Source organism: Pseudonocardia halophobica, from assembly GCF_050948485.1.
GTDB classification, from domain to species: Bacteria; Actinomycetota; Actinomycetes; order Mycobacteriales; family Pseudonocardiaceae; genus Pseudonocardia; species Pseudonocardia halophobica.
This window is the reverse complement of record NZ_CP192046.1, coordinates 7,347,304-7,371,924: the sequence shown is the minus strand read 5'-3', so window position 1 is coordinate 7,371,924 and position 24,621 is coordinate 7,347,304. Positions and strand designations below refer to the sequence as shown.

The 24,621-nt window shown below is 73.1% G+C and carries 23 protein-coding genes and 1 pseudogene; 13 read left to right on the top strand and 11 right to left on the bottom strand.

Annotation, left to right across the window (positions count from 1 at the left end):
- Positions 1-153 precede the first annotated feature (153 nt).
- The 3 genes from ACQP04_RS35255 to ACQP04_RS35245 all read left to right on the top strand — a co-directional run bounded on the left by ACQP04_RS35255 (position 154) and on the right by ACQP04_RS35245 (position 3,557).
- The gene (locus ACQP04_RS35255; protein WP_433504754.1) at positions 154-1,617 is read left to right on the top strand and encodes an APC family permease; all 1,464 of its coding nucleotides are present in this window, start codon (positions 154-156) and stop codon (positions 1,615-1,617) included.
- Positions 1,614-2,360, top strand: a complete 747-nt coding sequence (locus ACQP04_RS35250; protein ID WP_433504753.1) for an IclR family transcriptional regulator — start codon at positions 1,614-1,616, stop codon at positions 2,358-2,360. Before ACQP04_RS35255 ends, ACQP04_RS35250 begins: the two co-directional genes overlap by 4 nt.
- A gap of 123 nt (positions 2,361-2,483) precedes the next feature.
- Complete coding sequence (locus tag ACQP04_RS35245; protein WP_433504752.1) at positions 2,484-3,557, top strand: TIGR03086 family metal-binding protein; 1,074 nt, start codon at positions 2,484-2,486, stop codon at positions 3,555-3,557.
- Between the two features lie 250 nt (positions 3,558-3,807).
- Here ACQP04_RS35245 and ACQP04_RS35240 read toward each other — a convergent pair whose 3' ends face one another.
- Genes ACQP04_RS35240 through ACQP04_RS35230 form a run of 3 tightly spaced genes read right to left on the bottom strand, consistent with a single transcriptional unit; the run spans position 3,808 to position 6,942 of the window.
- Positions 3,808-4,104: a hypothetical protein gene (locus ACQP04_RS35240; RefSeq protein ID WP_433504751.1), complete on the bottom strand. Its 297-nt coding sequence runs from the start codon at positions 4,102-4,104 to the stop codon at positions 3,808-3,810.
- Between the two features lie 8 nt (positions 4,105-4,112).
- A complete protein-coding gene (locus tag ACQP04_RS35235) occupies positions 4,113-4,583 on the bottom strand; it encodes a (2Fe-2S)-binding protein (protein ID WP_433504440.1) in 471 nt (156 codons plus the stop codon).
- A gap of 10 nt (positions 4,584-4,593) precedes the next feature.
- On the bottom strand, positions 4,594-6,942 hold the full coding sequence (locus ACQP04_RS35230; RefSeq protein WP_433508500.1) for a molybdopterin cofactor-binding domain-containing protein: 2,349 nt from the start codon (positions 6,940-6,942) through the stop codon (positions 4,594-4,596).
- Between the two features lie 469 nt (positions 6,943-7,411).
- On the opposite strand from ACQP04_RS35230, the gene ACQP04_RS35225 reads away from it, so the two are divergent.
- Complete coding sequence (locus tag ACQP04_RS35225) at positions 7,412-8,257, top strand: LuxR C-terminal-related transcriptional regulator (protein WP_433504750.1); 846 nt, start codon at positions 7,412-7,414, stop codon at positions 8,255-8,257.
- 103 nt (positions 8,258-8,360) lie between these two features.
- On the top strand, positions 8,361-9,713 hold the full coding sequence (locus ACQP04_RS35220) for an MFS transporter (protein WP_433504749.1): 1,353 nt from the start codon (positions 8,361-8,363) through the stop codon (positions 9,711-9,713).
- A 36-nt stretch (positions 9,714-9,749) separates the two neighbouring features.
- Here the strand turns inward: ACQP04_RS35220 and ACQP04_RS35215 are convergent, their stop codons facing one another.
- The gene (locus ACQP04_RS35215; protein ID WP_433504748.1) at positions 9,750-10,478 is read right to left on the bottom strand and encodes a TetR/AcrR family transcriptional regulator; all 729 of its coding nucleotides are present in this window, start codon (positions 10,476-10,478) and stop codon (positions 9,750-9,752) included.
- Between the two features lie 105 nt (positions 10,479-10,583).
- Here ACQP04_RS35215 and ACQP04_RS35210 point away from each other — a divergent pair, with 105 nt between their 5' ends.
- The 4 genes from ACQP04_RS35210 to ACQP04_RS35195 are packed head-to-tail and all read left to right on the top strand — an operon-like array spanning position 10,584 to position 14,838.
- Positions 10,584-12,242, top strand: a complete 1,659-nt coding sequence (locus ACQP04_RS35210) for an AMP-binding protein (protein ID WP_433504747.1) — start codon at positions 10,584-10,586, stop codon at positions 12,240-12,242.
- Positions 12,239-13,168: a hydroxymethylglutaryl-CoA lyase gene (locus ACQP04_RS35205; RefSeq protein ID WP_433504746.1), complete on the top strand. Its 930-nt coding sequence runs from the start codon at positions 12,239-12,241 to the stop codon at positions 13,166-13,168. Before ACQP04_RS35210 ends, ACQP04_RS35205 begins: the two co-directional genes overlap by 4 nt.
- A 9-nt stretch (positions 13,169-13,177) precedes the next feature.
- The gene (locus ACQP04_RS35200) at positions 13,178-13,945 is read left to right on the top strand and encodes an enoyl-CoA hydratase-related protein (protein WP_433504745.1); all 768 of its coding nucleotides are present in this window, start codon (positions 13,178-13,180) and stop codon (positions 13,943-13,945) included.
- A 50-nt stretch (positions 13,946-13,995) separates the two neighbouring features.
- Positions 13,996-14,838 (top strand): SMP-30/gluconolactonase/LRE family protein, encoded by an 843-nt coding sequence (locus ACQP04_RS35195; protein WP_433504744.1) that lies wholly within the window; start codon positions 13,996-13,998, stop codon positions 14,836-14,838.
- 16 nt (positions 14,839-14,854) lie between these two features.
- Here ACQP04_RS35195 and ACQP04_RS35190 read toward each other — a convergent pair whose 3' ends face one another.
- Positions 14,855-15,694, bottom strand: coding sequence for a methyltransferase domain-containing protein (locus ACQP04_RS35190; protein WP_433504743.1), 840 nt, complete (start codon positions 15,692-15,694; stop codon positions 14,855-14,857).
- Between the two features lie 196 nt (positions 15,695-15,890).
- On the opposite strand from ACQP04_RS35190, the gene ACQP04_RS35185 reads away from it, so the two are divergent.
- Entirely contained in the window at positions 15,891-16,067 is a 177-nt protein-coding gene (locus tag ACQP04_RS35185) for a hypothetical protein (protein ID WP_433504742.1), read from the top strand.
- Between the two features lie 34 nt (positions 16,068-16,101).
- Here ACQP04_RS35185 and ACQP04_RS35180 read toward each other — a convergent pair whose 3' ends face one another.
- On the bottom strand, positions 16,102-16,812 hold the full coding sequence (locus ACQP04_RS35180; protein ID WP_433504741.1) for a mycothiol-dependent nitroreductase Rv2466c family protein: 711 nt from the start codon (positions 16,810-16,812) through the stop codon (positions 16,102-16,104).
- A gap of 70 nt (positions 16,813-16,882) precedes the next feature.
- On the opposite strand from ACQP04_RS35180, the gene ACQP04_RS35175 reads away from it, so the two are divergent.
- Positions 16,883-17,323 (top strand): DUF2795 domain-containing protein, encoded by a 441-nt coding sequence (locus ACQP04_RS35175; protein WP_433504740.1) that lies wholly within the window; start codon positions 16,883-16,885, stop codon positions 17,321-17,323.
- Between the two features lie 18 nt (positions 17,324-17,341).
- Here ACQP04_RS35175 and ACQP04_RS35170 read toward each other — a convergent pair whose 3' ends face one another.
- Positions 17,342-17,989 carry an alpha/beta fold hydrolase gene (locus ACQP04_RS35170; RefSeq protein ID WP_433504739.1) on the bottom strand — a complete coding sequence of 216 codons (648 nt, stop codon included), beginning with the start codon at positions 17,987-17,989 and terminating at the stop codon, positions 17,342-17,344.
- An 8-nt stretch (positions 17,990-17,997) separates the two neighbouring features.
- Entirely contained in the window at positions 17,998-18,804 is an 807-nt protein-coding gene (locus ACQP04_RS35165; protein WP_433504738.1) for an SDR family oxidoreductase, read from the bottom strand.
- A gap of 150 nt (positions 18,805-18,954) precedes the next feature.
- Between ACQP04_RS35165 and gvpJ the strand changes: the two are divergent.
- Positions 18,955-19,239: pseudogene (gvpJ, locus tag ACQP04_RS35160) on the top strand (gas vesicle protein GvpJ); the annotation flags it as partial.
- Positions 19,240-19,263: 24 nt separating this feature from the next.
- On the opposite strand, the gene ACQP04_RS35155 reads toward gvpJ, so the two are convergent.
- The 3 genes from ACQP04_RS35155 to ACQP04_RS35145 are packed head-to-tail and all read right to left on the bottom strand — an operon-like array spanning position 19,264 to position 22,815.
- Positions 19,264-20,901 carry an HlyD family efflux transporter periplasmic adaptor subunit gene (locus ACQP04_RS35155; protein WP_433504737.1) on the bottom strand — a complete coding sequence of 546 codons (1,638 nt, stop codon included), beginning with the start codon at positions 20,899-20,901 and terminating at the stop codon, positions 19,264-19,266.
- A 28-nt stretch (positions 20,902-20,929) separates the two neighbouring features.
- Entirely contained in the window at positions 20,930-22,150 is a 1,221-nt protein-coding gene (locus ACQP04_RS35150) for an ABC transporter permease (RefSeq protein WP_433504736.1), read from the bottom strand.
- On the bottom strand, positions 22,147-22,815 hold the full coding sequence (locus ACQP04_RS35145) for an ABC transporter ATP-binding protein (protein WP_037052320.1): 669 nt from the start codon (positions 22,813-22,815) through the stop codon (positions 22,147-22,149). Before ACQP04_RS35145 ends, ACQP04_RS35150 begins: the two co-directional genes overlap by 4 nt.
- 169 nt (positions 22,816-22,984) lie before the next feature.
- On the opposite strand from ACQP04_RS35145, the gene ACQP04_RS35140 reads away from it, so the two are divergent.
- Positions 22,985-24,580: an FAD-dependent monooxygenase gene (locus tag ACQP04_RS35140; protein ID WP_433504735.1), complete on the top strand. Its 1,596-nt coding sequence runs from the start codon at positions 22,985-22,987 to the stop codon at positions 24,578-24,580.
- The last annotated feature ends 41 nt before the right edge of the window (positions 24,581-24,621 follow it).

Below are 24,621 nucleotides of genomic sequence, written 5' to 3'. Positions count from 1 at the left end.
GGAGGCGCGGCGTGAGTCAAAGCACGTTCTCATTCGAAGCCGGGGACGCCGCCGCGGTTCTCATTCGAGGGGTCGATGCTGGTCATGGCGGTGCAGGCTGTGGCTAACATTCCCCACCTACGCTCGGGGCCGTGCGTGGGAGAGGGGCGTCGGATGCGCGATGAGGCGCGCTTGCGGTTGCGCAGCCGGTCACCGGTCGAGGGGCTGGAGCGACGCCGGCTGGGGCCGCTCGAGGTGTTCGCCCAGTCGGTCTCGGGGGCCGCGCCGTCGGCCGCGATGGCCGCGACGCCGGCGATCGTCGCCGTCTCCGCCGGGCACGGCACGGTGTGGTCGTTCGCCATCGCGACGGTGCTCGCGCTGCTGGTCGCGGGCTGCATCGCCCGGTTCACACGACGCATGGCGGCGTCCGGCGGGCTGTACAGCCTGACGGCGAAGGGGCTGACCCCCGCCGCGGCCTACGCCAGCGCGCTCGCCTCGCTGCTCGGGTACGGGCTGCTGGCCGCCGGCGCCCTCGTCGGCGCCACCCTCTACCTCCAGGCGCTGCTCGACCTGTGGGGCGCGGGCGGCGGTCGCCTCGGCGCCGCGGTCGTGATGGCGGCGGTCGGGCTCGGCACCGGAGTGCTGGTGCTGCGCGGCGCCCGGCTCTCCGCACGGGTCGTGCTGCTGGCCGAGAGCATCTCGATCACCCTGATGCTCGTCGTGTTCTCGCTGCTGCTCGCCGGCGGACCGGCTAGCGGGACGGCGGGCGGCGGGGAGCCCGTCGAGGCGACGGCGATGCCGCCGCCGGGGTTCGGCGGGATCGTCGCCGGGGTGCTGCCGGCCCTGGCCGCCTTCATCGGGTTCGAGATCGCGACCTCGCTCGGCACGGAGGTGCGCAAGCCCTTCCGCAGCGTGCCGCGGGCCGTCGGGCTGACCGCCGCGGTCGCCGGGGTGCTCTACGTCTTCGCCGCCCAGGTCCAGGTCTTCGGCTTCTCCGCCACCCCCGGCGGCCTGGCGGGCCAGGCCGAGCCGGTCGTCGCGCTCGCCGCGGCCAAGGGCTGGGGATGGCTGCCGGTGCTGCTGGATCTCGGGCTGGTCATGTCCTTCGTGGCGTGCGGCCTGGCGACGGCGACGGCGCTGGCCCGGGTGCTGTTCTCGCTCTCCCGGGACGGGGTGGCCCCGCAGGCGTTCGGCCGCACCCACCGCCGGTTCCGGACCCCGCACCTCGCGGTCCTCGCGTCCGTGCCCGTGACGACCGGGGTGCCGGTGGTGCTGCTCGCCGTCGGTGTCCCCCTGCCGACGGTGCTGGTCACGGTGCTGACCCTCGCGGCCTGCGGCTTCCTGCTCGCCTACCTGCTGGTGTGCGCGGCGGCTCCGGTGTTCCTGCACCGGATCGGCGAGCTGACCTGGCCCGCGGTCGCGGTCAGCGCGGTGATCGTGCCGATCCTGCTGGTCGTGCTCGTGGCGTTCGTGGTCACGCGGCCGCTGTCGGGCCTCCTGCTCGCCGGGCTCGCGGTGCTCGGCGCGGCCGGCTACCTGGTCGTCCGCCTGAAGCGGCCGGCGGCGCTCGCCGGCATCGGGGTGTACGACGAGACCACCACCGCGGACGTCCTCATCCCTGACCGCGGCGCGGCATGACCGGACCCATCCCGCTGTCGGGACGGCAGCCGAAGGCCGTCCGGAGCGCGTTGCACGTGCTCGAGGAGGTCGTCGCCGCCGGCCCCGGCGTCACGGCCAAGGAGATCTCCGAGTCGCTCGCCATGCCGCAGGCCACGACCTACCGGATCCTGAATCTGCTGGTCGCCGAGGAGTACCTGGTCCGGTTGCCCGACCTGAGCGGGTTCGCGCTCGGCCGCCGGGCGGCCCGGCTCGCCCTGCCCGCGACGACCGTCCTCACCACGGCGGCCCGGGCCGTCGTCGACCACATGCGGGCGCAGACCCGGTGGGCGGTGCACGTCGCCTGGTTCGCCGCCGGGCAGATCTCGCTGATCGACCCCGATCCCGACCACCCCGCCCCGGACCCGAGCCAGCTGGCGCGCTTCCCCTACGCGTTCGCCCTCGGCCGCTTGCTCCTGGCCGAGCAGGCGGACTGGCGCGCGTTGGTCCGGGACGTCCGGCCGTTCACGGCCCGCACGGTGACCTCGGAGCCGGAGCTCGACCGGACGTTGAAGGCGGTGGCGCGGGACGGCCTGGCGCGGCAGTGCGGGGAGTTCCGGGAGGACCGGGGCTGCATCGCCGTGCCCATCCGCGGGCCGCGGGACGGCCGGCTCGTCGCGGGGATCGCCCTCGCCGGCCCCACCGCCCGCATCGCCGAGCCCAACGAGGAGATCATCAAGCTCCTGCGCGACCACGCCGCCCGCCTGGCGCCGCTGCTGGCCTGACGGGCTTGGCAAGGGTCGTCTTGTACGTAGCCCGGATGCCGGGGCGGCGGCCGTCGGCGCGAGTACCTTGCGGGGCCCGCAGGCCTCGAGGGAGGACGTCCGACAGAGGGAGGTGCGGCAGACATGAGCGACGCCAAGCAGATGGAGGTCAGCAGGGTCGTCCACGCCCCGGCCGCACGGGTCTTCGCGGTCCTCGCGGATCCGCGGCGCCACCCGACGATCGACGGCTCCGGCATGCTGCAGGGCACCAGGAGCGATTCGATCACCGCGGCCGGGCAGGAGTTCGCGATGCGCATGCACCGCGACGACCTCGGCGACTATCAGACCGTGAACACCGTCACCGCCTTCGAACCCGACGTCGTCGTCGGCTGGGCTCCGCGACTCGATACCGGCTTCGAGTGCGAACTGGTCGGGAAGCTAGCCGGCATCAGGACCGGTGGGCACACGTACACCTTCCGCCTCCGCGAGGCCGGCGACGACACCGAGGTCACCGAGACCTACGACTGGTCCGGCGTGACCGACCCGAAGTTCGAGGCGTTCTGCCCGTTCGTGACCCGCGACCAGCTCGCCGGCACCCTCGAGAGGCTTGCCGGCGCCGTCGAGGCCGCGCCGGGCGGCGATCCGGACGCCGTCAGGGCGCTCGAACGTGCTTACGAGAAGATGGCCGGGTACATCGCCGGGGTGGACCCGGACCGGTTGTCCGCGGCGACCCCGTGCACGGAGTGGGATGTCCGGGCACTGCTCAACCACCTGCTCGCCGCGGCGCGGGAGTTCACCCTCGTCAACCTCGGGCGGTCCGCCGGCCCGAACGCCCTGGAACTTCTGTCGGGGACCCATGACTTCGTGAAGGGCGATCCTGTCGGCGCGCTGGCTGCTACCGCGAAGGAGAACGTCGACTCCTGGCGGCGCCCGGGCGTGCTGGACGGCGAGCGAACCTACTCGTTCGGGACGTTCCCGGCCTTCGCGGCACTGATGATCAACCTCGACGAAGTGGTCGTCCACGCCTGGGACCTGGCGAAGGCCACGGGACAGGACCCGGGCATCGACCCCGAGGTCGCGGAGATCCTGTACTCGTTCCACCGCGCGAGTTCCCTCGACGACGCCCGGGCCGCCGGCTTCTTCGCTCCGGAGATCCCCGTGCCGGACACGGCACCCGTCGCCGAGCGACTGCTCGGCCTGCTGGGACGACAGCCCTGAGGCCGGTTCGGGACAGTCGCCCAAGATGCGTCTGCCCTGGAGTAGCACCGGAACGATCGCCGGACATGCGTCTGCCCCGAGGCCGGATGGCGGGGCCTCGGGGCAGACGCGTCCTGCGTGACCCCACCGCGCCCGCCCGATGCTCCCCAGCTCCGGGCGGGCGACCTGACGACGTGGGGTCCGCGGGTCGTCGTGGGGGCGAGCGGCGCTCTCGCTCAGTAGGTGTGTGCGAGAGCGCCGTTCACCGGGGTCAGTCGAAGGGGCCGTTGAGCAGGCCGCCGGCGGGGCCGTCGAGGTAGTTGAAGCTGGGGTCGGGGAACTCGGTCTCGAGGCCGTCGGCGCCGGTGGGGCCGTTGCCGTTCGCGGCGTCGAGGAACGAGGTGGTGGCGGTCTGGGCGGTGGCCTGGGTGGCGCTGGCGCCCTGGGCGAGGTCCCCGGTGGGGGCCTCGGCCGCGAGGGCGGTGCCGGCGGTGCCGGCGGTGCCGGCGGTGCCGATGGGCAGCAGGGCGCCGCCGAGGGCGAGGGTGCAGAGGATGTGTTTCTTCATTCCGGGCCTCACATGTTGTCCGCGCCGGCCTTGATGGCCTCGCGGATGCGGTTGTAGGTGCCGCAGCGGCAGATGTTGCGGATCTCCTCGATGGCCTCGTCGTCGACGTCGCGGCCCTCGCGCTGGCATTGGCGGACCTTGGCGACGGCGGCCATGATCTGGCCGGGCTGGCAGTAGCCGCACTGCGGGACGTCGGCCTCGAGCCAGGCCTGCTGCATCGGGTGCAGCTCGTCGCCGTTGGCGAGGCCTTCGATGGTGGTGATCTCGTCGGAGTCCTTGATGTCGGCGACCTGCACGGAGCAGGGGTTGAAGGCCTTGCCGTTGATGTGGCAGGTGCAGGCCTTGCAGACGTTGATCCCGCAGCCGTACTTGGGGCCGGTGATGCCGAGCATGTCGCGGATCACCCAGAGCAGGCGGACGTCGTCCTCGACGTCCACGGTGACCTTCTCGCCGTTGAGCGTGAACGTGTGCGTGGGCATGAGGGTCTCCTCAGTAGGTGTAGCGGAGGCCGTCGGTCGGCGACTCGGGGATCGGGGGCACGAGCGGCTTGGGCTCGAAGGGGAACGGGTCCTTGTGGTTGATCGGGAAGTACTCGGGCACCTTCCCGGTCGCCCGGGCGTAGGCGCAGGCGATGGCGCCGCAGGTGGCGGCGAGCCCGAACTCCCCGGCGCCGCCCGGCTCGTCGCCCGGCGAGTCGAGGATGATGATGTTCATCTCGGGCGGGGTGTTCCACTGCCGGGTGTAGAAGTAGTTGTCCCAGCTGGCCTCGACGAAGTGGCCGTCGGTCAGGTGCAGGCTGGAGCTGAGGATCAGGGCGATGGCGTCGTTGATCCCGCCCATGATCTGCGCCTCGAGGCCGCGCGGGTTGATCACCAGGCCGATCTCCACCGCGAAGGTCACCCGGGTGACGCGGGGGCCGGTGACGCCCTCGCGGATCTTCCGGTTGACCGTGTCGGGCCGGGTGTCGATCTCGACGAGGGCCGCGGACACGCCCTTGTACTCGGTGTGGAAGCCCAGGCCCTGGGCGGTGCCGGCCTTCATCGACCGGCCCCAGCGGCCTTCCTTGGCCACGGCGTCGAGCACGGCGCGCATCCGGTCGTTGCGCAGGAACTGGCGGCGGAACTCGTAGGGGTCCTGGCCGACCTTCGCGGCGAGCTGGTCGGTGACGAGCTCACGGGCGGTGGCCACGTCGGGCGAGTACACGTTGCGCATCGACGACGTGTTGAAGCCCATCTCGACCTCGTTGAGCAGCCGGGTGGACACGCCGTAGTCGTACGGCGTCACCTGGGTCAGCTCGAAGATCGACTCGGCGAAGGTGAGGTTGCCGAGCGGGGCCCGGGCGCCGGTGGCGGTGATCGCGTCGCCGAGGCCGTGGGTGAAGTCGGTGGACACGCTGGTGTGCCGCTGCTCGTAGCTGAGCACCGAGTCCTTGGTGACCGAGGCGCGGATCCGCGAGGTCGCCATCGGGTGCACGCGACCCTGGCGGGAGTCGTCGGCCCGGGTCCACATCAGCTTGACGGGCTTGCCCATCGTCTGCGAGACCTCGGCGGCCTCCAGCGCGGCGTCCCAGAACAGCTTGCGGCCGAAGGACCCGCCGCCCTGGGTGACGTGCACGGTCACCGCGCTCTGCGGCAGCCCCAGCTTCTTCGCGATCGCGGCCTGCGCCGTGACCGGGTTCTTCATCGCGCCCCAGATCTCCGCGCTGTCCGACCGGACGTCGGCGATCGCGGAGTTGGTCTCCAGGGAGCTGTTGGACTTGAAGTAGAACGTGAACGAGCCCTCGACGGTCTCGCCGACCCCGGCCGGCACGGCCAGCGGCAGCTCGGCGGCCTTCAGCTTCGCGAGGATGGTCTCGTCGCTCTCGCCGTGGACGGTGCCGTCGTTCCACTGCACGCGCAGGGCGCGGACGCCGTCGATGGCCTGCCCGAAGGTCTTCGCGCGCACCGCGACGCCGGTGGAGACCACCTCGACGTCCGTGACGCCCGGCATGTTCCGGACCTCGTCGATGTTCTCGACGTCGTCCGGGGTGCCGTTGAGGTCGGGCGCCCGGCAGATGACCGTCGGCAGCGCGTCGGGGATCTGCAGGTCGGTGGCGAAGCACTTCTTGCCGGTGACGATGTCCCGGGCGTCGGTCTTGTTGTGCGGCTTCCCGATGATCCGGAAGTCCTCGCGGGGCTTCAGTACCACCTCGACCTGCTCGTTCACCGGGCTGGCCGCGGCCTCGGTCAGGTCGCCGTAGGACAGCACGCGGCCGGCGGCACCGGTGATGAGGCCACTGCGCGCGGTCAGCGTGCGCACGTCCTGCTGCAGCACCTGGGCGGCCGCGTCGAGCAGCCGCATCTGGGCCAGGGCGGCCGCCACGCGGATCGGCGTGTAGGTGGTGAAGGTGGTGCTCGAGCCGCCGGTGATCTGGTTGAACAGCAGCTCCGGGCGGGCGTCGGCCAGGGTGACGTGGACCTGGTCGACCTCGAGGCCCATCTCCTCGGCGATGATCATCTGCGTCGAGGTGATGATGCCCTGCCCGTTGTCCGAGCGGGGGAGCGCGAACGAGACGGTGCCGTCCTTGTTGACCTCGATGCGGATGAGGTTCGCGGTCGGGCGCATGGAGTCGCGCAGCAGGTCGAGCAGGTCGTAGCCCTCGGGGGTCTGCGGCACGGAGGGGATGGGCGCCGCGGAGGCCGACGGCCCGTCGAACACGGTCTGGCGGGTGAACTCGGCGGCGACCACCAGGGTCGGCGCGGCGACGAGGTAGCCGAGGAACTTGCGGCGCCCGACGGGAGCGCGCAGTCCGGTACCCGGTTCCTTGGCCTTCGGGGGAGCGAAGCGGTGGTTGGCCATGGTGGTCCTCTTCATCGGGGGCCTGCCCCGTCGGGCGCGGGAAGACGCCGTCCGGGGGACTTGCCGCAGCAACGACCAACCGGGGCTTCGGTCGCTTCCCGGCCGGCGAAGGACGTCGCTGATCGGTGCGGTCCGTGATCTCGCCTCCGCGGATCCCGACGGGTGTCACTCGACCGGGCTAGCCAAGCGGGCGTCGTCCTCGACGGCGAGCGACGAGTAGGCCCGTCCACCCGTGGAGAACCGGACGTGGTCACTCGTTCCGGTCAACCCCGGCAACCGGCGCGTCGGCCACCGCCGAAAGTGGGTAGAGCAGGGGGTTCGCGGCACCCCGGGCTGTCGGTCGTGCCACGCAGAGTTGACGAACCGGACACGATCTGTGGACACTTCGCCGCCGTCTCCGTCGTGTTCGGGGAGCGACGGCCACCCGGCCGGGGCTCCGCCGCCCGACCCGATCCGAGAGGACCAGGCCGTGGTCAGCGTCGACACAGCCCACCACTCCGCCGAGCGTGCCGTCCGCACGCGCCTGCTCGAACTGCAGCGGGCCACGGGTCTCCCCGTGGTCTTCGGGGGCACGGTGCCCGGTGGCGGGCGCGACGGGCGGTTCGCCATCACCGCTCAGGTCGGGACGATCAGCGACGCCCTGTCCGGGCTCGTCATCCGGCGCGGGCGCGGGCTGGGCGGGACCGCCCTCGAGCGCGGGGTGCCGTGCCGGGTCGACGACTACGCCACGGCCCGCGCGATCACCCACGACTACGACACGATGGTCGCCGAGGAGAAGCTGACGTCGATCTTCGCCTTCCCCGTCCGGGTCGACGGCGAGGTCCGCAGCGTCCTCTACGGCGCGGTCCGCTCCGGCGACCCGATCGGGGACCGCACGCTGCGGCAGGCCAGCCTCGTCGCCTCGCAGCTGCAGGTGGATCTCCGGGGCACGCCGGCGGCCGGCCTCCCGCCCGTCGACGACGGGGCCGGCGACGGCACCCGCCGGGCGCTCGTCGAGCTGGCCGACATCATCGCCGCCACCTCCGACGCCCGGCTCCGTGAACGCCTGGCCCGCATCCACCGCGAGTTCAGCGGTGCTCCCGCCGCGGCGGAGCCGGCGGGCGACCCGACGGCCGAGGTCCCCGAGAAGCTCACCCGCCGGGAGACGGACGTCCTCCGGCTCGTGGCGGTCGGGGCCAGCAACTCCGAGATCGCCGACCAGCTCAACCTGAGCGTCCAGACCGTGAAGGCCTACCTGCGGTCCGCGATGCGGAAGCTGAAGGTGCGCAACCGGACCGCGGCCGTCCACGTCGGGCGCGCAGCGGGGCTGTTCTGACGGGCGTTTCGTCCCGCGCTACCCCCTTTCGTGAGTAGCCGATCACATCCGGGCCGGACACCCTGTGCGGAATCTCCCGAACCGGAACCGCAGGAGGACGACGATGTCCACGTCCGCACCGCACTCTCGGCGGCAGACCCCGATGTGGCGGGTCGCGACCGCGAGCTGTGTCGGAACGACGATCGAGTTCTACGACTTCTTCATCTACGGGACGGCTGCGGCCCTGGTCTTCCCGAAGGTGTTCTTCCCGGCGCTCGGGGCGACGGCCGGCACGGTCGCGTCCTTCGCCACCTTCGCGGTCGCGTTCGTCGCCCGTCCGCTCGGCGCCGTCCTCTTCGGGCACTACGGGGACCGCATCGGGCGCAAGCGCACCCTGATCAGCACGCTGCTGCTCATGGGCATCTCGACCATGCTCATCGGGCTGCTGCCCGACGCGTCGACCATCGGGGTCGTCGCGCCGATCCTGCTCGTCGTCCTGCGGTTCGCGCAGGGACTGGCGGTCGGCGGCGAGTGGGCGGGCGCGGCGCTGCTGACGGCGGAGTACGCGCCGCCGAACAAGCGCGGGCTCTACGGGATCTTCCCGCAGCTCGGCCCGGCCTTCGCGTTCGCGCTGTCGAGCGCGACCTTCCTGGTGACCGGCCTGGTCCTGGGCGACGGCGACGAGGCGTTCCTGAACTACGGCTGGCGGATCCCGTTCCTGGTCAGCATCGTCCTGGTGGCCATCGGCTTCTACATCCGGTCGACGATCGAGGAGACCCCGGCCTTCCGGGCGGTGCAGGACGCCCCGGCGCCGTCGAGCTCGCGGGTGCCGTTCCTCGAGGTGCTGCGCGCGCAGCCGCGTGAGGTGCTCCTGGCGGCCGGGTCGCTGACCATGCTGTTCGCGTTCTTCTACATGGGCACGGCCTACCTGACCAGCTACGGCACCAACCCGCAGGGCGCGGGGCTGAGCCGGCCCGTGGTCCTCGGCATCGGGATCGGGGCGTCGGTGTTCTTCGCCGTCGCCATCGCGGTGTCCGGGATCGTGTCGGACCGGTTCGGCCGCCGGCGGGTGATCATGACGTCGTGCGCCGCGGGCGTGGTCTGGGCGCTGGTGCTGTTCCCGCTGCTGGACACCGGGACCGCGGTGGCGTTCGCGATCGGGCTGACCGTCACGCTGGTCGTCTTCGCGGTGTCGTACGGCCCGGCCGGCTCCTTCGTGCCCGAGCTGTTCGTGACCCGGCACCGCTACACGGGCGCCGGGCTGGGCTACAACCTGGCCGGCGTGCTGGGTGGTGCGGTGCCCCCGCTGCTGGCGCCGGGGCTCGCGGCCTCCTTCGGCAGCATCGCGATCGGCGTGATGCTGGCGGTGACCGCGGTGCTCAGCCTCGCCTGCACCTACGCCCTCCGGGAGACCAGCCGCAGCGATCTCGGCCACGAGGACGAGGTCGGCGGCACCCAGGCCGCGGCGACGGCCTGACCGCGTCGGGCCCGTGCCGGCCCCGGGGAGCGCCCGTCAGGGCACGGTCGGCACGGGCTCGGCGAGGTCCCCGTCGGCGGGCTCGGCCGGTCCGTCGGCGGCGCTGCGGCCGGGGGCCTCGCGCACGGTCTCGATCGCCGCGGTGATCAGCTCGTCGAGCTCCCGGCCGGCGCCGGGGCGAGGCACCAGGCCGGCGAGGACGTTGTGTGCGAAGAGCCGGGCGATGTCCTCGACGGTCTGCGGTCCGTCCGGCCGGTACCAGGTCCAGGCGTAGTTGCACATGCCGAAGACCTGCAGCGCCGTCATCTGCGGGTCCGGGGTGTGCAGGAGCCCCCGCTCCGCCCCGGCCCGCAGGATGTCCACGACGATCTCGGTGTAGCGCACCCGCTGCCTACGGACGTAGTCGGTGAGGTCGCCGTCGAAGTAGCGCACGAGCTCGCGCAGGCAGGCCAGGCTGGCGGCGCGGTCGTCCCGGTGCGCCGCGAGCAGCGCGTAGATCATCGCGACGAGCCGGCTCACCGGGTCCGCGAGGTGGGCGTGGACGAAGTCCGCCTCGGCGAAGCGCCGCGAGAAGTAGGCGACGTGCACCTCGCGCAGCAGGGCTTCCTTGTTGCCGAAGTGGTGGACGATCGTGCCCTTGCTCAGGTTCAGCTCGGCGGCGACGTCGCCGAGGCTGGTGTCCGCGTAGCCGCGGTCGGCGACGTGCTCGGCGAAGACGCGCAGGATCGCGTCCCGGGAGCTCGCCCGCGGGCTCCGTCCTGGCATTCGCCCACTATAGGGACAGGTCGGGCCGTGAGCCCTATTGCTGACCGTACGGGCGGTCAGTTAAGTTGCCTCATCGCCCTGGCGCCGTTGCCACGAGGAGCCCACATGACCCCCGCCATTCCCGCGCTGCCGTCGTACGCCTCCGGGACCTCGGACGTCCCGTTGCTGGGCGACACGATCGGGGACAACCTGGACCGGACCGTCGCGGCCGACCCCGGCCGCGAAGCGCTCGTCGACGTGCCGAGCGGCCGCCGGTGGACCTACGGAGAGTTCCGCGCCGACGTCGACGCGCTGGCGTTGGGTCTGGTGGCCGGTGGTGTGGTCAAGGGTGATCGGGTGGGGATCTGGGCGCCGAACATGGCGGAGTGGACGTTGTTGCAGTACGCGACGGCGAAGCTCGGCGCGATCCTGGTCAACATCAACCCGTCGTATCGCACGCACGAGTTGGAGTACGTGCTCAAGCAGGCGGGGATCTCGCTGTTGGTGGCGGCGCGGGAGTTCAAGACGTCGAACTACGCGGCGATGATCGAGGAGGTGCGCGGGGACTGCCCGGAGCTCCGCGCGGTGGTGCTGATCGGGTCGGCGGAGTGGGACGGGCTGTTGGAGACCGGGCGCGGCGGGGACCGGGCCGTGCTGGCCGAGGCGCAGGCGGCGCTGTCGCCGGATGACCCGATCAACATCCAGTACACGTCCGGGACGACGGGTTTTCCCAAGGGCGCCACGCTGAGCCATCACAACATCTTGAACAACGGGTTCTTCGTGGGCCGGCTCAACGGCTACACCCCGGCGGATCGGGTGTGTATCCCGGTGCCGTTCTATCACTGCTTCGGGATGGTGATGGGCAACCTGGCGAGCACCTCGAACGGCTGCACGATGGTGATCCCGGCGCAGGGGTTCGACCCGAAGGCGACCCTGGACGCGGTGGCCCAGGAGCGCTGCACCAGCTTGTATGGGGTGCCGACGATGTTCATCGCCGAGCTCAACCACCCGGACTTCGACTCCTATGACCTGTCCTCGTTGCGGACCGGGATCATGGCCGGGTCCCCGTGTCCGGTGGAGGTGATGAAGCAGGTCGTGTCGCGGATGGGTATGGACGAGGTGACGATCTGTTACGGGATGACCGAGACTTCCCCGGTGTCGATGCAGACCCGCGCGGACGACTCGTTGGAGTTGCGGGTGTCGACCGTGGGCCGGGTGCACCCGCACCTGGAGGTCAAGATCGTCGACCCGGACACCGGGCTGACCGTGCCGCGTGGCGAGCCGGGGGAGTTGTGCACCCGCGGGTACTCGGTGATGTTGGGGTACTGGAACGAGCCGGAGAAGACCGCGGAGGCGATCGACGCGGCGCGCTGGATGCACACCGGTGACCTGGGGGTGATGGACGCCGAGGGGTATGTGAACATCACCGGGCGGATCAAGGACATGGTCATCCGGGGTGGGGAGAACATCTACCCGCGGGAGATCGAGGAGTTCCTCTACACCCACCCGGACATCCTCGACGCCCAGGTCATCGGGGTCCCGGACGTCAAGTACGGCGAGGAGCTCTGCGCCTGGATCCAGGTGCGCGAGGGCGCCCAGGTCACCGCCGAGTCGCTGCGTGAGTTCGCCACGGGCAAGCTCGCGCACTACAAGATCCCGCGCTACGTGCTGGTGGTCGACGAGTTCCCCATGACGGTGACCGGCAAGGTCCGCAAGGTCGAGATGCGGGAGAAGTCCGTGCAGCTCCTCGACCTCGGCGCCGCCGCCGCGGTCCGCAGCGCGTGAGCGCGTCCTACGGCGGGACGCCCCTCGCCGGCCTCCCCGAGGCCGTCACGATCTGCGAGGTCGGGCCGCGCGACGGGCTGCAGAACGAGTCGGCCGTGCTGCCCGTCGAGGTCAAGGCGGAGTTCGTGGCCCGGCTCGTCGACGCCGGGCACACCGTCGTCGAGACGACGAGCTTCGTGCACCCGAAGTGGGTGCCCCAGCTCGCCGACGCCGAGGCCCTCCTGAGCGCGATCACGCCCGCCGACGGCGTGCGCTACCCGGTGCTGGTGCCCAACGAGCGCGGGCTCGACCGGGCCCTGGACCTGGGCGTGCGGGACATCGCGGTGTTCGGCAGCGCCACCGAGACCTTCGCCGGGCGCAACCTCAACCGCACCGTCGACGAGTCGCTGGAGATGTTCGCGCCGGTCGTCGGCCGGGCCCGGGAGGCCGGGCTCGCCGTGCGCGCGTACCTGTCGATGTGCTTCGGCGACCCGTGGGAGGGCGAGGTCCCGGTCCCGCAGGTCGTCGCCGTCGCCACCCGGATGATGGCGCTGGGCTGCACCGAGCTCGGCCTCGGCGACACCATCGGCGTCGCCACCCCCGGCCGGGTCGTCGCCCTGCTCGACGCCCTCATCGCCGCGGGCGTGCCCGTCGGGCGGATCGCGGTGCACTTCCACGACACCTACGGCCAGGCGCTGGCCAACACCCTCGCCGCCCTGCAGCGCGGCGTCACCACCGTCGACGCCAGCGCCGGCGGCCTCGGCGGCTGCCCGTACGCCGGCAGCGCCACCGGCAACCTCGCCACCGAGGACCTGCTCTGGCAGCTCGAGGGCCTGGGCATCCGCACCGGCGTCGACCTGCAGAAGATGGTCGAGACCAGCGTCTGGCTGGCGAAGGAGCTCGGCCGCCCCAGCCCGTCCCGCACCGTCGCCGCGCTCGCCGGCTGAGGAGGACCGATGGACACGGAGCTCGTGCACCGCGAGACCGCCGCCGGCGTCGCACGGATCACCATCGACTCCCCGGCCAACCGCAACGCCCTCTCGGCGCAGCTGCGCCGGGAGCTCATCGCGCACCTCGACGCCGCGCTCGCCGACGACGCCGCCCGCGTGGTCGTGCTGACCCACACCGGGCCGGTGTTCTGCGCCGGGATGGACCTGAAGGAGTCACGCGGCGCGGGCGCGGGCGACCAGGGCGTCCTCGAGGTCCCGCGCATCCTCGAGACGATCTGGACCTCGCCGAAGCCGGTGATCGCGCGGCTCGCCGGGCCCGCTCGGGCCGGGGGCGTGGGCATCGTGGCCGCTGCCGACATCGCGATCGCCGCCGACACCGCGACCTTCGCCTTCAGCGAGGTCCGCGTCGGTGTGGTGCCCGCGGTCATCTCGGTGACGGTGCTGCCGCGGCTGCTGCCCCGCGCCGCCCACGAGCTCTTCCTCACCGGCGAGGTGGTCGACGCCCACCGCGCCCGCGAGATCGGCCTGCTCACCCGCGCGGTCCCCGCCGACGGGCTCGACGCCGAGGTCGACAGGTACGTCGAGATGCTCCGGCTCGGGGCGCCGGCTGCGCTCGCCGGGGTCAAGGCCCTGCTGCGCCGCGAGCGCCCGAGCTCCATGTCCGCGGACTTCGCCGAGATGAACGCGCTGTCGGCGGACTACTTCGCGGGCGCGGAGGGCCAGGAGGGCATCCGGGCCTTCGCCGAGAAGCGCCCGCCGGCCTGGGCGGGCTGACCGTCCCACGCTCTACGGTCTGCTCGCAGGACCGACCGAGGGGGCGGGGCATGCGCGAGCTGCGGGCGGAGCCGGTGACCGGGCCGGTGGCCCACCACGGCGAGGGGCCGGTCTGGCACCCCTCCTGGGCCGGCGTCCGGTGGGTGGACATGCTCGCCGGCGACATCCTCGAGCTCGCGGGCGGCGAGGTCCGGCGCACGCACGTCGCCGAGGTCGCGGCCGCCTTCCGTCCGCGGCGCGGCGGCGGCATGGTCCTCGCCGGCGAGCGCACCCTGCTCCTGCTCGACGACGAGCTGCGCCGTGAGCGCGACCTCGGTCCGGTCTGGAGCGATCCCGGCATCCGCTTCAACGAGGGCGGCTGCACCCCCGACGGCGCCTTCTGGTGCGGGACCATGGCCTACGACGAGCGCCCGGGCGCCGGGACCCTCTACCGGCTCGACCCGGACCTGACCGTGGAGCCGGTGCTCACCGGCGTCACCGTCTCCAACGGGCTGGGCGTGGATCCCACCGGCACCCGCGTCTACTACAACGACACCCCCACCGGCCGCGTCGACGTGTTCGACCTCGCCGCGGGCCCGGCGTCCCGCGACCCGTTCGTCGAGGTCGCCGGCCACCCGGACGGGCTCACGGTCGACGCCGGGGGCGGGGTCTGGGTCGCGCTGTGGGGAGGCTCGGCGGTGCACCGCTACACGCCGGAGGGCCGGCTCGACGCCCGCGTCCGGCTGCCCGTCTCGCGGGTCACCGCCTGCACCTTCGGCGGCCCCGACCTCGACACGCTGTACGTGACCACCTCGGCCGAGGGAGTGGAGCCGGGGGCGGAGCCGCTGGCCGGGGCGCTCTTCGCCGTCGATCCCGGGGTGCGCGGGCTGCCGGTGCTCGAGTTCGCCGGCTGACGGCCGGGCCCGGCGGTCAGCCGACCCGGCCGGTGAACAGGTAGTAGCCGATCGCGGCGAAGAGCCGGTCGGTCCGGTGGAGCTCGGCGATCGTCGTGATCCAGCGCGTGGCCGCCTCCTGGTCGATCACCCCGGCCGCGCCGGCGGACCGCCCGATCCCGGTGAAGTACTGCGCCGCGAGGTCCGGGTCGAACACGACCATGCGACTGGCGATCCGGACGTCCCGGACACCGAGGTCCAGGAGGTGTCCGCGGAGGTCACGGGCCAGCAGCCCGTGGACCACGGCGGTGTCGCACTCGTGCGCGAGCACCGCGCGGGCGAGCACCTTGTCCGGGACGTTCACGGTGTTGGTGTCGAAGTCCGGCGCGATGATCGCGACCGTGCCGCCGGGCCGGGTCACCCGGACGATCTCGCGCAGCGCGGCCCACGGGTCGTCGAGGTAGATCAGGACGCGCTCGATGCGGGTGACGTCGAACGACGCGTCGGCGAAAGGCAGGTGCTGCGCGTCCGCCCGCAGGAGCTCGACCGGCACCCCCTCGGCGGCCACGCGGCGCCGGCCCTCGGCCACGAAGTCCGCGCTGAGGTCGACGCCGGTCACGGCGCCGCCGGGCTGCACGCGCCGGGCGAGCCGGAGGGTCTCCAGCCCGAACCCGCACCCGACGTCGAGCACCCTGCTGCCCGGTCCGGTGCCGGTGCGCTCGATCGCGAGGGCCTTGAGCTCGCGCAGGAGCGGGAGCCGGTCGAAGGCCTCGAGCGCCGCGACGTAGGTCGCCGGGAGGGCGGCGTGGTCGAGGTCGGTGAAGTCGTGGAGCGCGATGGCACCGTCGGCACCGTCGGCGGAATCGGTGGTGCTCACGGGCCCTCCTCCGTGCGGCGACCGGCACCGCCTGGGTCGTGCCGTCTCCTCGTCTCGTTACCCGGCGGCGGGCGGGAGCAGTGTGTGTCGATTGACTTTCGATAGATCTCCAGCGATACTCGATCTCTGTCGAACGACTGTCGAGAGACGGAACGTGTCGCGATGGGGTGGACACGGCCCGTCGGGAGGAGAGCCGGTGAAGTACGTCCTGCTGGCCGTCGCCGTCCTGGTCCCCGTCCTCGTCGCCGGACTGGGCGTCGCCGCCGTCGTGCACGGGGAGGCCGACGACTCACCGGGCCTCCAGCTCATCGGTGTCGTGCTCGTCGTCGCCGCGGTCGTGCTGGGGGTGAGGGCCGCACGGCGCAGCGGGTAGCCACGCCGTGGTCCACGCGACCCGGCGGAGGCGGTCAGCGCTTGAGCCGGCGACTGCCGCCGTGCCAGTCCTCCACCAGCCCGACCTCGCCGGTCCGCACGCCGAACGAGGGCAGCTGCGGACGCTCGCGCAGGCTGCGCTTGAGCTCGGCGAACCCGGGGAAGGCGGCGAGCGCCACGACGTGGTCCCACAGCGCGACCGCCTCGTCCTCGGCGGGCAACCTGCTGATCACCGGGCCGAACAGCGCGGTCCCCTCGGGCGGGGCGAAGTGCAGGATCGGGGTGCCGACGTCCTTGCCGGTCAGCGAGAGGGCCTCGTCGGTCTCCGCGCGGACCACCGCGTCGAGCCCCTCGTCGTCGAGCGCGGCGACGAGCCGGGCCGGCAGCCCGACCGCCCCGAGCGCCTCGGCCGCGATCGCACGCGTGCGCGAGCCGCCCTCGTCCGGTTGTTCCGTGCGCTCGTAGAGGAGCCGGCCGAGCGCCTCGTACAACGGGGCGACCACGTCGGGCCCCTGCTCCTCGCGCACCCGGGCGGCGAGCCGCAGCAGCCGCAGGCCCGCGGTGTGTCCGGCCTCGTAGCCGGCGGGGAAGTGGGCGTCGTAGTCGACGTGGGAGTTGAGCAGGCGCAACGAGACGAACCGCCACTCGACCTCGTAGGCGCGCCGCCGCTGCACGGTGCGCACCCACTTGCTGGTCATCCACGCGAACGGGCACGCCGGGTCGAAGTAGAACCGCAGATCGGGCACGCGTCCACGGTAGGCGCGCCGACCGTCGATCGTGGGGCGTGAGCCCGCGCGCCCCGGGTACGCCCCCGCCATGGCGTTCCAGGTGACCGAGGTCCAGAAGGCGCTCAAGGGCGCGGACTACCCCATGAACGGCGACCAGCTCGCCGAGCTGGCGCAGAAGAACGGCGCCGACGAGGAGTTGGTGCAGAACCTGCGCGGGCTCCGCCAGGTCGACGGCCCCAACGCGGTGATGGCCGAGCTGAAGGGGGAGCTCGGCGGGTCGACGCCGGGCGGCAACTCGCAGGCCGAGCGGCCGACCAAGGACATCGACGGCCCGGCCTTCCAGGTCAACGAGGTGCAGCGGTACCTCAAGGGGGTCGACTACCCGGCCGACGGCACGCGGCTCGCGGAGACGGCGAAGCAGAACGGCGCGCCCGACGACCTGGTCGACACGCTGAAGGGCCTGCGCGAGGTCGACGGGCCCAACACCGTGATGAAGGAGATCAAGGACCACCTCGGCGGCCCGGCCTGACCTGCGGTGTCCCGGTCGTCAGCCGAGCCGGCTGACGACCGGGGCCAGCAGCTCCGGATGGGTCAGCGGCACCATGTGACCGCCCGCCGGCAGCGTGAAGGCCCGGCCCCTCGGCGCGGTGCGCGCGAGGTGCTCGGCCCAGCCCGCGGGGGCGATCCGGTCGTGCCGCCCCCGGACCACGAGCACGGGGCAGCGGACGGCCGCGAGCGCCGGCTCGATCCGGTGCCGGCGGGCGACGTGCAGCGTGCGCGCCATCCCGCCGAGCCCGGTCCGCAGGTAGTCCCGCACGAGCAGCGGGGCCTGGGCGGGCCACTCGTGCGCCGCCGTGCGCAGCCAGCGCTCCACGAGTCGCGGCCAGGTGCCGCCGGAAGGATCCGTCGTCGGTCCGACGAGCACCAGCGCCCTCGGCGGACGCGGTGCCCGCGCTGCCGCCTCCGCCACCACCTGGCAGCTCGCCGAGTGCCCCAGGACGACCCGGTCGGCGAGGTCCGCCGAGTCCAGCACGCGGCAGGCCTGCGCCGGAGGATCGAGCCGGTCGCCCCGCCGGACGCGCTCGCCGAACCCGGGCAGCGTGACGACGTCGGCGCCGGCCCCGAGCACGCCCAGGGTCGGGCCCCAGCTCGCCCCGGACAGGCCGAGCCCGGGGACCAGCACGAACGGGTGCACCGGCCCGCTCAGCCGCGCCGCCAGTCGTCGGACGGGAGGTGGGAGCCCGCCATCGGGCCCATCTGCAACATGCCGCCGTCGACCACCCACGAGGCGCCCGTGACGTACGACGCCGCGGACGAGGCGAGGAAAGCGATCACGTCGGCGATCTCGACGGCGTGCCCGGGCCGCCCGAGCGGCACGCCGGGCCGCGAGGTCCCCGTCGGGTCCTCGTCCTCCTGACCGGTCATCGGCGTCGCGATCTCCCCGGGCGCCACCGCGTTGACGGTGATCCCGTGCTCGGCGAGCTCGATCGCCGCGGTCCTCGTGAGTAGGCCGAGGCCGCCCTTCGCCGCGCAGTACGGCGCCGCGCCGACCCGCGGCGCGTGCTCGTGCACGCTGGTGATGTTGACGATCCGGCCGCCGCGGCCCGCGTCGACCATCCGCCGGGCGGCCCGCTGCAGGCAGAGGAAGGCACCGTCGAGGTCGGTGGAGATCACCTCACGCCACTGGTCGAAGCCCAGCTCGAGCAGCGGTGTCGAGGTCCCGGTGCCCGAGCCGTTGACCAGCACGTCCACCCCGCCGAGAGCGTCGGCGAGCTCGTCGACGACATCGGCCGCGCCGGGCAGCGCGGTCAGGTCGAGCCGACGCACCTCCGCGCGACGGCCCAGGCCGCGGACCTCCTCCGCGGTGGCCTCGGCGCCCTTGTCGTCCTCGTGCCAGGTGATGCCGACGTCGCAGCCGGCCCTCGCCAGCGCGACGGCGGTGGCCCGCCCGATGCCGGAGTCCGAGCCGGTGACGATCGCGGTGCGGGGGAAGTCGTGGGGAGTCTGCACGGGTCCCGGGTGCCCGCTCCGCGCAGAGTCACGCCCCGTTGAGCGACCACCGGCGGCCGTCCGGCGTCACCCGCGCGGCCCAACTTCGCGTCACCGCGCGTCCCGCGTCACCGGATCGGGTACCTGATGCCGTCGACGGAAGGAGACACGGTGACGGTGGCGACGACGGGCGGCGGCCACGTTCGGCGTTCGGGCGGTGGCGGCTCCAGCGGGCTCGCCGACGTCGTCGAGCTCATCCTCGACAAAGGGCTCGTGATCGACGTGTTCGTGCGCGTGTCGATCGTGGGCATCGAGCTCCTCACGATCGACGCGCGCGTGGTCGTGGCCAGCGTGGACACGTTCCTGCGGTTCGCCGAGGCCACCAACCGGCTCGACCTCTACAGCAGCGAGAAGCGGGGCACCGACCTCCCGGAGATCCTGCAGAAGACCACCGAGAAGGCGATGCGCTGACGCCGCGCCTCAGTTGCCGCCGGGGCCCCCGCCGCCGTTGGCGGTGGCCTGGACGGTCGCCTGCGGCAGGAGCACCTCCTGGCCCTCGTCGAGGCCCGCGCGGACCTCGGTGAAGCGGTCGCCCACCATGCCCGGCGTGAACTCGCGGGTGACCGGTTGGCCGTCGGAGCCCGGCAGCGACACCACGGTCCGCCCGTTCTCCTGGCGCACGGCCGCGGCCGGGACGCGGAGTACGTCGTCGACGACCTTCGTGAGGACGTCGGCCTGCGCGGTCTGGCCGTCCTTGAGCTGCGGGTCGACCTGGGTGAGCACGATCGTCGCGTAGTAGCTGACCACGCCGGAGATCTGGTCGGCGGTCGGTGCGACGGCGACCACCGTGCCCGGCGAGGTCAGGCCCGGCACCGCGTCCACCGTCACGTCGACGCGCTGGTTGGGCGCGACCTGCGCCGCGTCGCTCTCCTCGAACGGGACGACGAGCTGGAAGGTCTGCAGGTCGTTCAGCGTGATGAAGGCGCCGTTCGAGGCGGAGTCCGCGGCTGCGGCGTCCGCCGAGCCGGCGGCGGCCGGGATGCGGGCGTCCGTGCCGGGGGCCAGCGGGGTGGCGCCGCCGGCCGCGGCGACGAAGTCCCCGACCGCGCCGTTGATCGCGGACACGGTCCCGGCGACCGGCGCGCGGAGCACGGCGTTGTCGACGGCCCGCTGGGCGTCGGCGACGGTGTTCTCGGCGTCGCGGACCACGGCCGCCTGCACGTCGATGTCGGCCGGGGCGTCGTTGCCGGCGCCGTCGAGCTGGCTCTGGGCGTCAGAGACGGTGCTCTCGGCGTTGGCGATGCTCACCCGGCCCTGGGCCCGGTCGGTGTCGCGCTGGTGCTCGGCGGCGTCGAGGGCGGTCTGGGACGAGACCACGTTGGCCTTGGCGGTCTGCACGGCCTGCTGGTCGGTGCGGATGGCTGTGCAGGCGAGGTTGGTGCTGGTGGTGTTGCCGGTGTTCGTGCTGTTCGCGCTCGAGAGTCCGGCGAGCAGTCCGGGGCTGTCCGGGGAACCCTCGGTTGCCGGCGGTGTCGCGGGGGCGGTCGTGGTCGCCGTCGCCGCCGCACACGCCTTCTGGTCCTTCTGCAGCTGCCGCTTGGCCAGCTCCAGCTGCTTCTTGTCGAAGGCGAGCTGCACCCTCGCCCGGTCGACCGCGGAGGCGTCCGCCGCGTCGGTGGCCGCGACCTGGTCGCGGGTGGCGTCGAGGACCTCGCGGGCGGAGTCGAGCGCAGCCTGCGCCGCCTCGACCGAGTTCCCCCCGGTCAGCTTGCCGAGCGAGGCCTGCTGCTGGTCCAGCTTGGCCTGGGCGGAGGCGAGCTGGGACCGGGCGGCGGCGTCGTCCAGCCGGGCGAGCGGCTGTCCGGCCTGGACCGCGTCGCCCACCTTCACGAACAGCTCGGCGATCTGCCCGCGGTCGGCGAACCCGAGGTTCTGCTGGGTGATCGAGACGAGGCTGCCCGACGCCGAGACGGCCGAGGACACCGTGCCCCGGTCGACGACGGCGGTCGGCGGCGCCGGGGTGTCCCCGGTGCACGCCGCGGCCAGGGCGAGCAGGCCGGCCAGTCCGGCGGCGCGCAGCACGCGGGTCCGGGCCTTCGCTGTGGTCCGTGCGGTCACGGCGGGATCACTCCCCGGGTCGTCGGGATCATTGGTGCCGGAGGGCGTCGATGGGCCGCATCCGGGCGGCGCGGTTGGCGGGGTAGCCGCCCGCGACCAGCCCGATGAGCAGGCTGACGGTGAAGGCGAGCACCACCGAGCCCACCGACACGGACGGGGCGGGGAAGTCGGTGACGAGCTGCGGGAGCACGATGCCGGCGGTCACCGAGAGGCCGATGCCGAGCAGGATGCCCAGCACCCCGCCGACCCCCGTGAGGATCATCGACTCGATCAGGAACTGCTGGAGGATCGCGCGCCGGCGCGCGCCGATGGCCTTGCGGATGCCGATCTCGCGGGTCCGCTCGGTGACCGTGACCAGCATGATGTTGGCGACGCCGATGCTGCCCACGATCAGCGAGATCCCGGCGACGGCGGCCACGAAGATCGTCACGAAGGACAGGACCTGCGAGGACTGGTCGAGCAGGCTCTGCAGCGCCGTCACCGTGAAGTCCCGCTCGTCCGGATCCCGGATCTGGTGCCGCTGGTCGAGGATCGCCGAGGCCTGCTGCACGGCCTGGGGCACGACGTCGGTCGAGGCGGCCCGCACCGTGATCGAGTCGACGACGTCGCCGCCGCCGAGCAGGTAGCTGCGCGCGGCGCCGAGGGGCATGACCGCGACGTCGTCCTGCTGGCCGTTGCCCTTGAGCACGCCGATCACGCGGAAGGTCGTGCGGCCGACGCGGACGTCCTTGCCCAGCGCCTCGCCCGCCTGCCCGCCGAAGAGGGTGGCGACCGGGTTCGGCCCGAGCACCACCACCTTGGCCTTGTTGCGGGCCTGCTGGTCGTCGAAGAAGGAGCCGACCACGAGCTCGCGGTTGGCGACGTCGAGGTAGTCGGCCTGGGTGCCCAGGATCGACGACCGGTACTGCCCGTCGCCGACCACCTGCAACAGCGCGCTGCCGTTGACGGACGGCGTGACCGACCCGATGGCAGGGGCGCGGCTCCGGTCGGACAGGGCGTCGACGTCGGCGTCGGTGAGGTCGCGGGCGGCCCGGTTGCCGCTGATGGCGCCCTGGGTCTTGGTGATCTGGATCTGGTTGGCCAGCGGGCCGAAGGCGTCGGCGACGAAGCGCTGCAGCCCGTTGCCGAACGCGACCAGCACGATCACCGCGGCGACGCCGATGATGATCCCGAGCATGGTCAGGACCGACCGCAGCTTGTTGGTGCGCAGCCCGCGTGCCGCGATCCGGGCGGCCTCGGCGAGGTTCACCGGCGCTCGTCCCCCACGATGTGACCGTCGCGCAGGGTGACCACGCGCGAGGCGAACTCGGCGACCTCGGGCTCGTGGGTGATCAGCACGATGGTGCGCCCGGCCTCGTTGAGCTCCACGAAGAGGTTCATGACGTCGACCGTCGAGGCGGTGTCGAGGTTCCCGGTGGGCTCGTCGGCGAGGATCATCGTCGGGTCCGTGACCAGGGCGCGGGCCACCGCGACGCGCTGCTGCTGGCCGCCGGACAGCTCGTTGGGCTGGTGGTTCGCGCGCTCGGCCAGGCCCACCCGCGCCAGCGCGCGCCGGGCGCGCGTGCGGCGGTCCTTCGTGCCGGCGTAGACCATCGGCAGCTCGACGTTGCGGATCGCCGAGGTCCGCGGCAGCAGGTTGAAGGACTGGAAGACGAAACCGATCTTGCGGTTCCGGATGTCGGCGAGCCGGTTGTCCGACAGGCCGCCCACGTCCGTGCCGTCGAGGCGGTAGACGCCCGAGCTCGGGACGTCGAGGCAGCCGAGGATGTTCATCATCGTCGACTTGCCGGACCCGGAGGGCCCCATGATCGCGACGAGGTCGCCGTCGTCGATCCGCAGGCTCACGTCGTCGAGCGCCCGCAGCGCGATGTCCCCGGTCCGGTAGACCTTCGACACGTGCTCCAGCTCGATCATCGTCCCCCCGGCCGTGGACCCCCCGAACCACTCGTTCGGCCCAACGACCGGACGAGCGTTCGGTGATCACCCGGTCCGGCGAAACAGGCGGTTCTTCCGAAGACGCCCGTTGATCGGTAGCGTCCGGCCCCGCTCCCCCGAGTGACCCGGTGACACACAAGGGGGAGCCATGCCCGGAGAGAGTTCGGTCGACGTACTCGTGGTCGGCGCCGGTCCGGTCGGTCTGACCGCCGCGCTCGAGCTGCGCCGCCGCGGCGTCGCCTGCCGCGTGATCGACAAGCTGGTCGAGCCGCCGCAGTACGCGAAGGCCGTCGGGATCCAGCCGCGCACGCTGGAGCTGTGGGAGGCGGCGGGCGTGTTGCGGTCGGCCCTCGACGCCGGCATCCAGATGCGCGGCCAGATCGTGCTGCGCGACGGCGAGCAGGTGGCCCGCGTGGACCTCGAGGTGCCGCCGGACGTCCCCTTCGCCTTCCTGGCGCTGCCGCAGTACGAGACCGAGCGCCTGCTGGCCGAGGCCCTGGCCGGGTACGGGACCCGGGCGGACCGCGGCGTCGAGCTGCTCTCCTTCACCCAGGACGACGAGGGCGTGACGGCCGAGCTGTCCGGCGGTGAGCGCGTCCGGGCCGAGTACCTCGTCGGGGCCGACGGCGCGCACAGCGTCGTCCGCAAGGGCCTCGGGCTCTCCTTCGAGGGCGGCGCGTTCGCCGAGGAGTACATGCTCGGCGACGTCGAGGTGGACTGGTCGCTCCCGCGCGGGTACGCGCTGCGCGCCACCCGCGGCGACGACCTCCTGGTCGCCATCCCGCTCCCCGGTGACCGCCGCTACCGGATGTCCATGCTGGTCCCGCCCGACCTCGCCACCCCGGCGAGCGGCGAGATCACCCACGGCTTCGAGGCGGGCCGCACGCCGCAGCTCCACCACATCCAGGCCGTGCTCGACCGGCTCGCGCCCGAGCCGTGCACCGCGTCCACCCTGCGCTGGTCATCGGTCTTCCGGATCAGCCACCGGATCGTCGACGCCTACGGGCGGGGCCGGGTGTTCGTCGCCGGCGACGCCGCGCACATCCACCCGCCGACCGGCGCGCAGGGCATGAACACCGGCATCCAGGACGCCGTCGGGCTGGCCTGGCGGCTGGCCCTGGCGGTCGACGGGGTCGCCGCGCCGGGCCTGCTCGCGACCTACGACGACGAGCGGCGGCCGGTCGGCGAGGAGGTCGTCGGGCGGACGGTCCGGGCCGCGACCAGCGGCGGCGTCCAGATCGACCGGGACGACCCGTGGACGACGGTCCGCCGCGAGGCGCAGCTGCTGGTCGGCTACCGCGGCAGCCCGGCGGTCTCGCCGGCCGACGCCGGCCTCGCGGTCGACGTGCCGCAGCCCGGCGACCGTGTGCCCGACGCCCGCGGGCTGGTCCGCGAGGTCGTGCGGTTCCCGGTGCGACTGTTCGACGAGCTCGCGGATCCCGACCACACCCTGCTGCTGTACGCCGACACCGCCGAGGGCGCCGCGGCCTTCGACAAGCTCGCTGCCACCGCCGCCGAGCTCGCGCACGGGCGGATCCGCGCGGTCGCCGTGCTCGCGCCCGGGATCGAGGCGCCGTACCTGCGGATGCCGGTGCTGCGCGACGGGGCGGGGGAGGTCCGCGCGCACCTGCGGGCCTCGGACGGGGAGGCGTTCGTCGTCCGTCCCGACGGGTACCTGGGTCACCGCGGCCCGGCGGCCGACATCGCCGGGGTGGGCGGGTACCTGGGACGGGTGTTCGGCTGAGGGGAGCTCGCGGGGCGCGCACCGGTGGTCGCGGAGCGGGC

Coding starts and splice junctions, on each gene's coding strand:
- ACQP04_RS35255 (WP_433504754.1), top strand. CDS start 154: ATGCGCGATGAGGCGCGCTTGCGGTTGCGCAGCCGGTCACCGGTCGAG.
- ACQP04_RS35250 (WP_433504753.1), top strand. CDS start 1,614: ATGACCGGACCCATCCCGCTGTCGGGACGGCAGCCGAAGGCCGTCCGG.
- ACQP04_RS35245 (WP_433504752.1), top strand. CDS start 2,484: ATGAGCGACGCCAAGCAGATGGAGGTCAGCAGGGTCGTCCACGCCCCG.
- ACQP04_RS35240 (WP_433504751.1), bottom strand. CDS start 4,104: ATGAAGAAACACATCCTCTGCACCCTCGCCCTCGGCGGCGCCCTGCTG.
- ACQP04_RS35235 (WP_433504440.1), bottom strand. CDS start 4,583: ATGCCCACGCACACGTTCACGCTCAACGGCGAGAAGGTCACCGTGGAC.
- ACQP04_RS35230 (WP_433508500.1), bottom strand. CDS start 6,942: ATGGCCAACCACCGCTTCGCTCCCCCGAAGGCCAAGGAACCGGGTACC.
- ACQP04_RS35220 (WP_433504749.1), top strand. CDS start 8,361: ATGTCCACGTCCGCACCGCACTCTCGGCGGCAGACCCCGATGTGGCGG.
- ACQP04_RS35215 (WP_433504748.1), bottom strand. CDS start 10,478: ATGCCAGGACGGAGCCCGCGGGCGAGCTCCCGGGACGCGATCCTGCGC.
- ACQP04_RS35210 (WP_433504747.1), top strand. CDS start 10,584: ATGACCCCCGCCATTCCCGCGCTGCCGTCGTACGCCTCCGGGACCTCG.
- ACQP04_RS35200 (WP_433504745.1), top strand. CDS start 13,178: ATGGACACGGAGCTCGTGCACCGCGAGACCGCCGCCGGCGTCGCACGG.
- ACQP04_RS35195 (WP_433504744.1), top strand. CDS start 13,996: ATGCGCGAGCTGCGGGCGGAGCCGGTGACCGGGCCGGTGGCCCACCAC.
- ACQP04_RS35175 (WP_433504740.1), top strand. CDS start 16,883: ATGGCGTTCCAGGTGACCGAGGTCCAGAAGGCGCTCAAGGGCGCGGAC.
- ACQP04_RS35145 (WP_037052320.1), bottom strand. CDS start 22,815: ATGATCGAGCTGGAGCACGTGTCGAAGGTCTACCGGACCGGGGACATC.
- ACQP04_RS35140 (WP_433504735.1), top strand. CDS start 22,985: ATGCCCGGAGAGAGTTCGGTCGACGTACTCGTGGTCGGCGCCGGTCCG.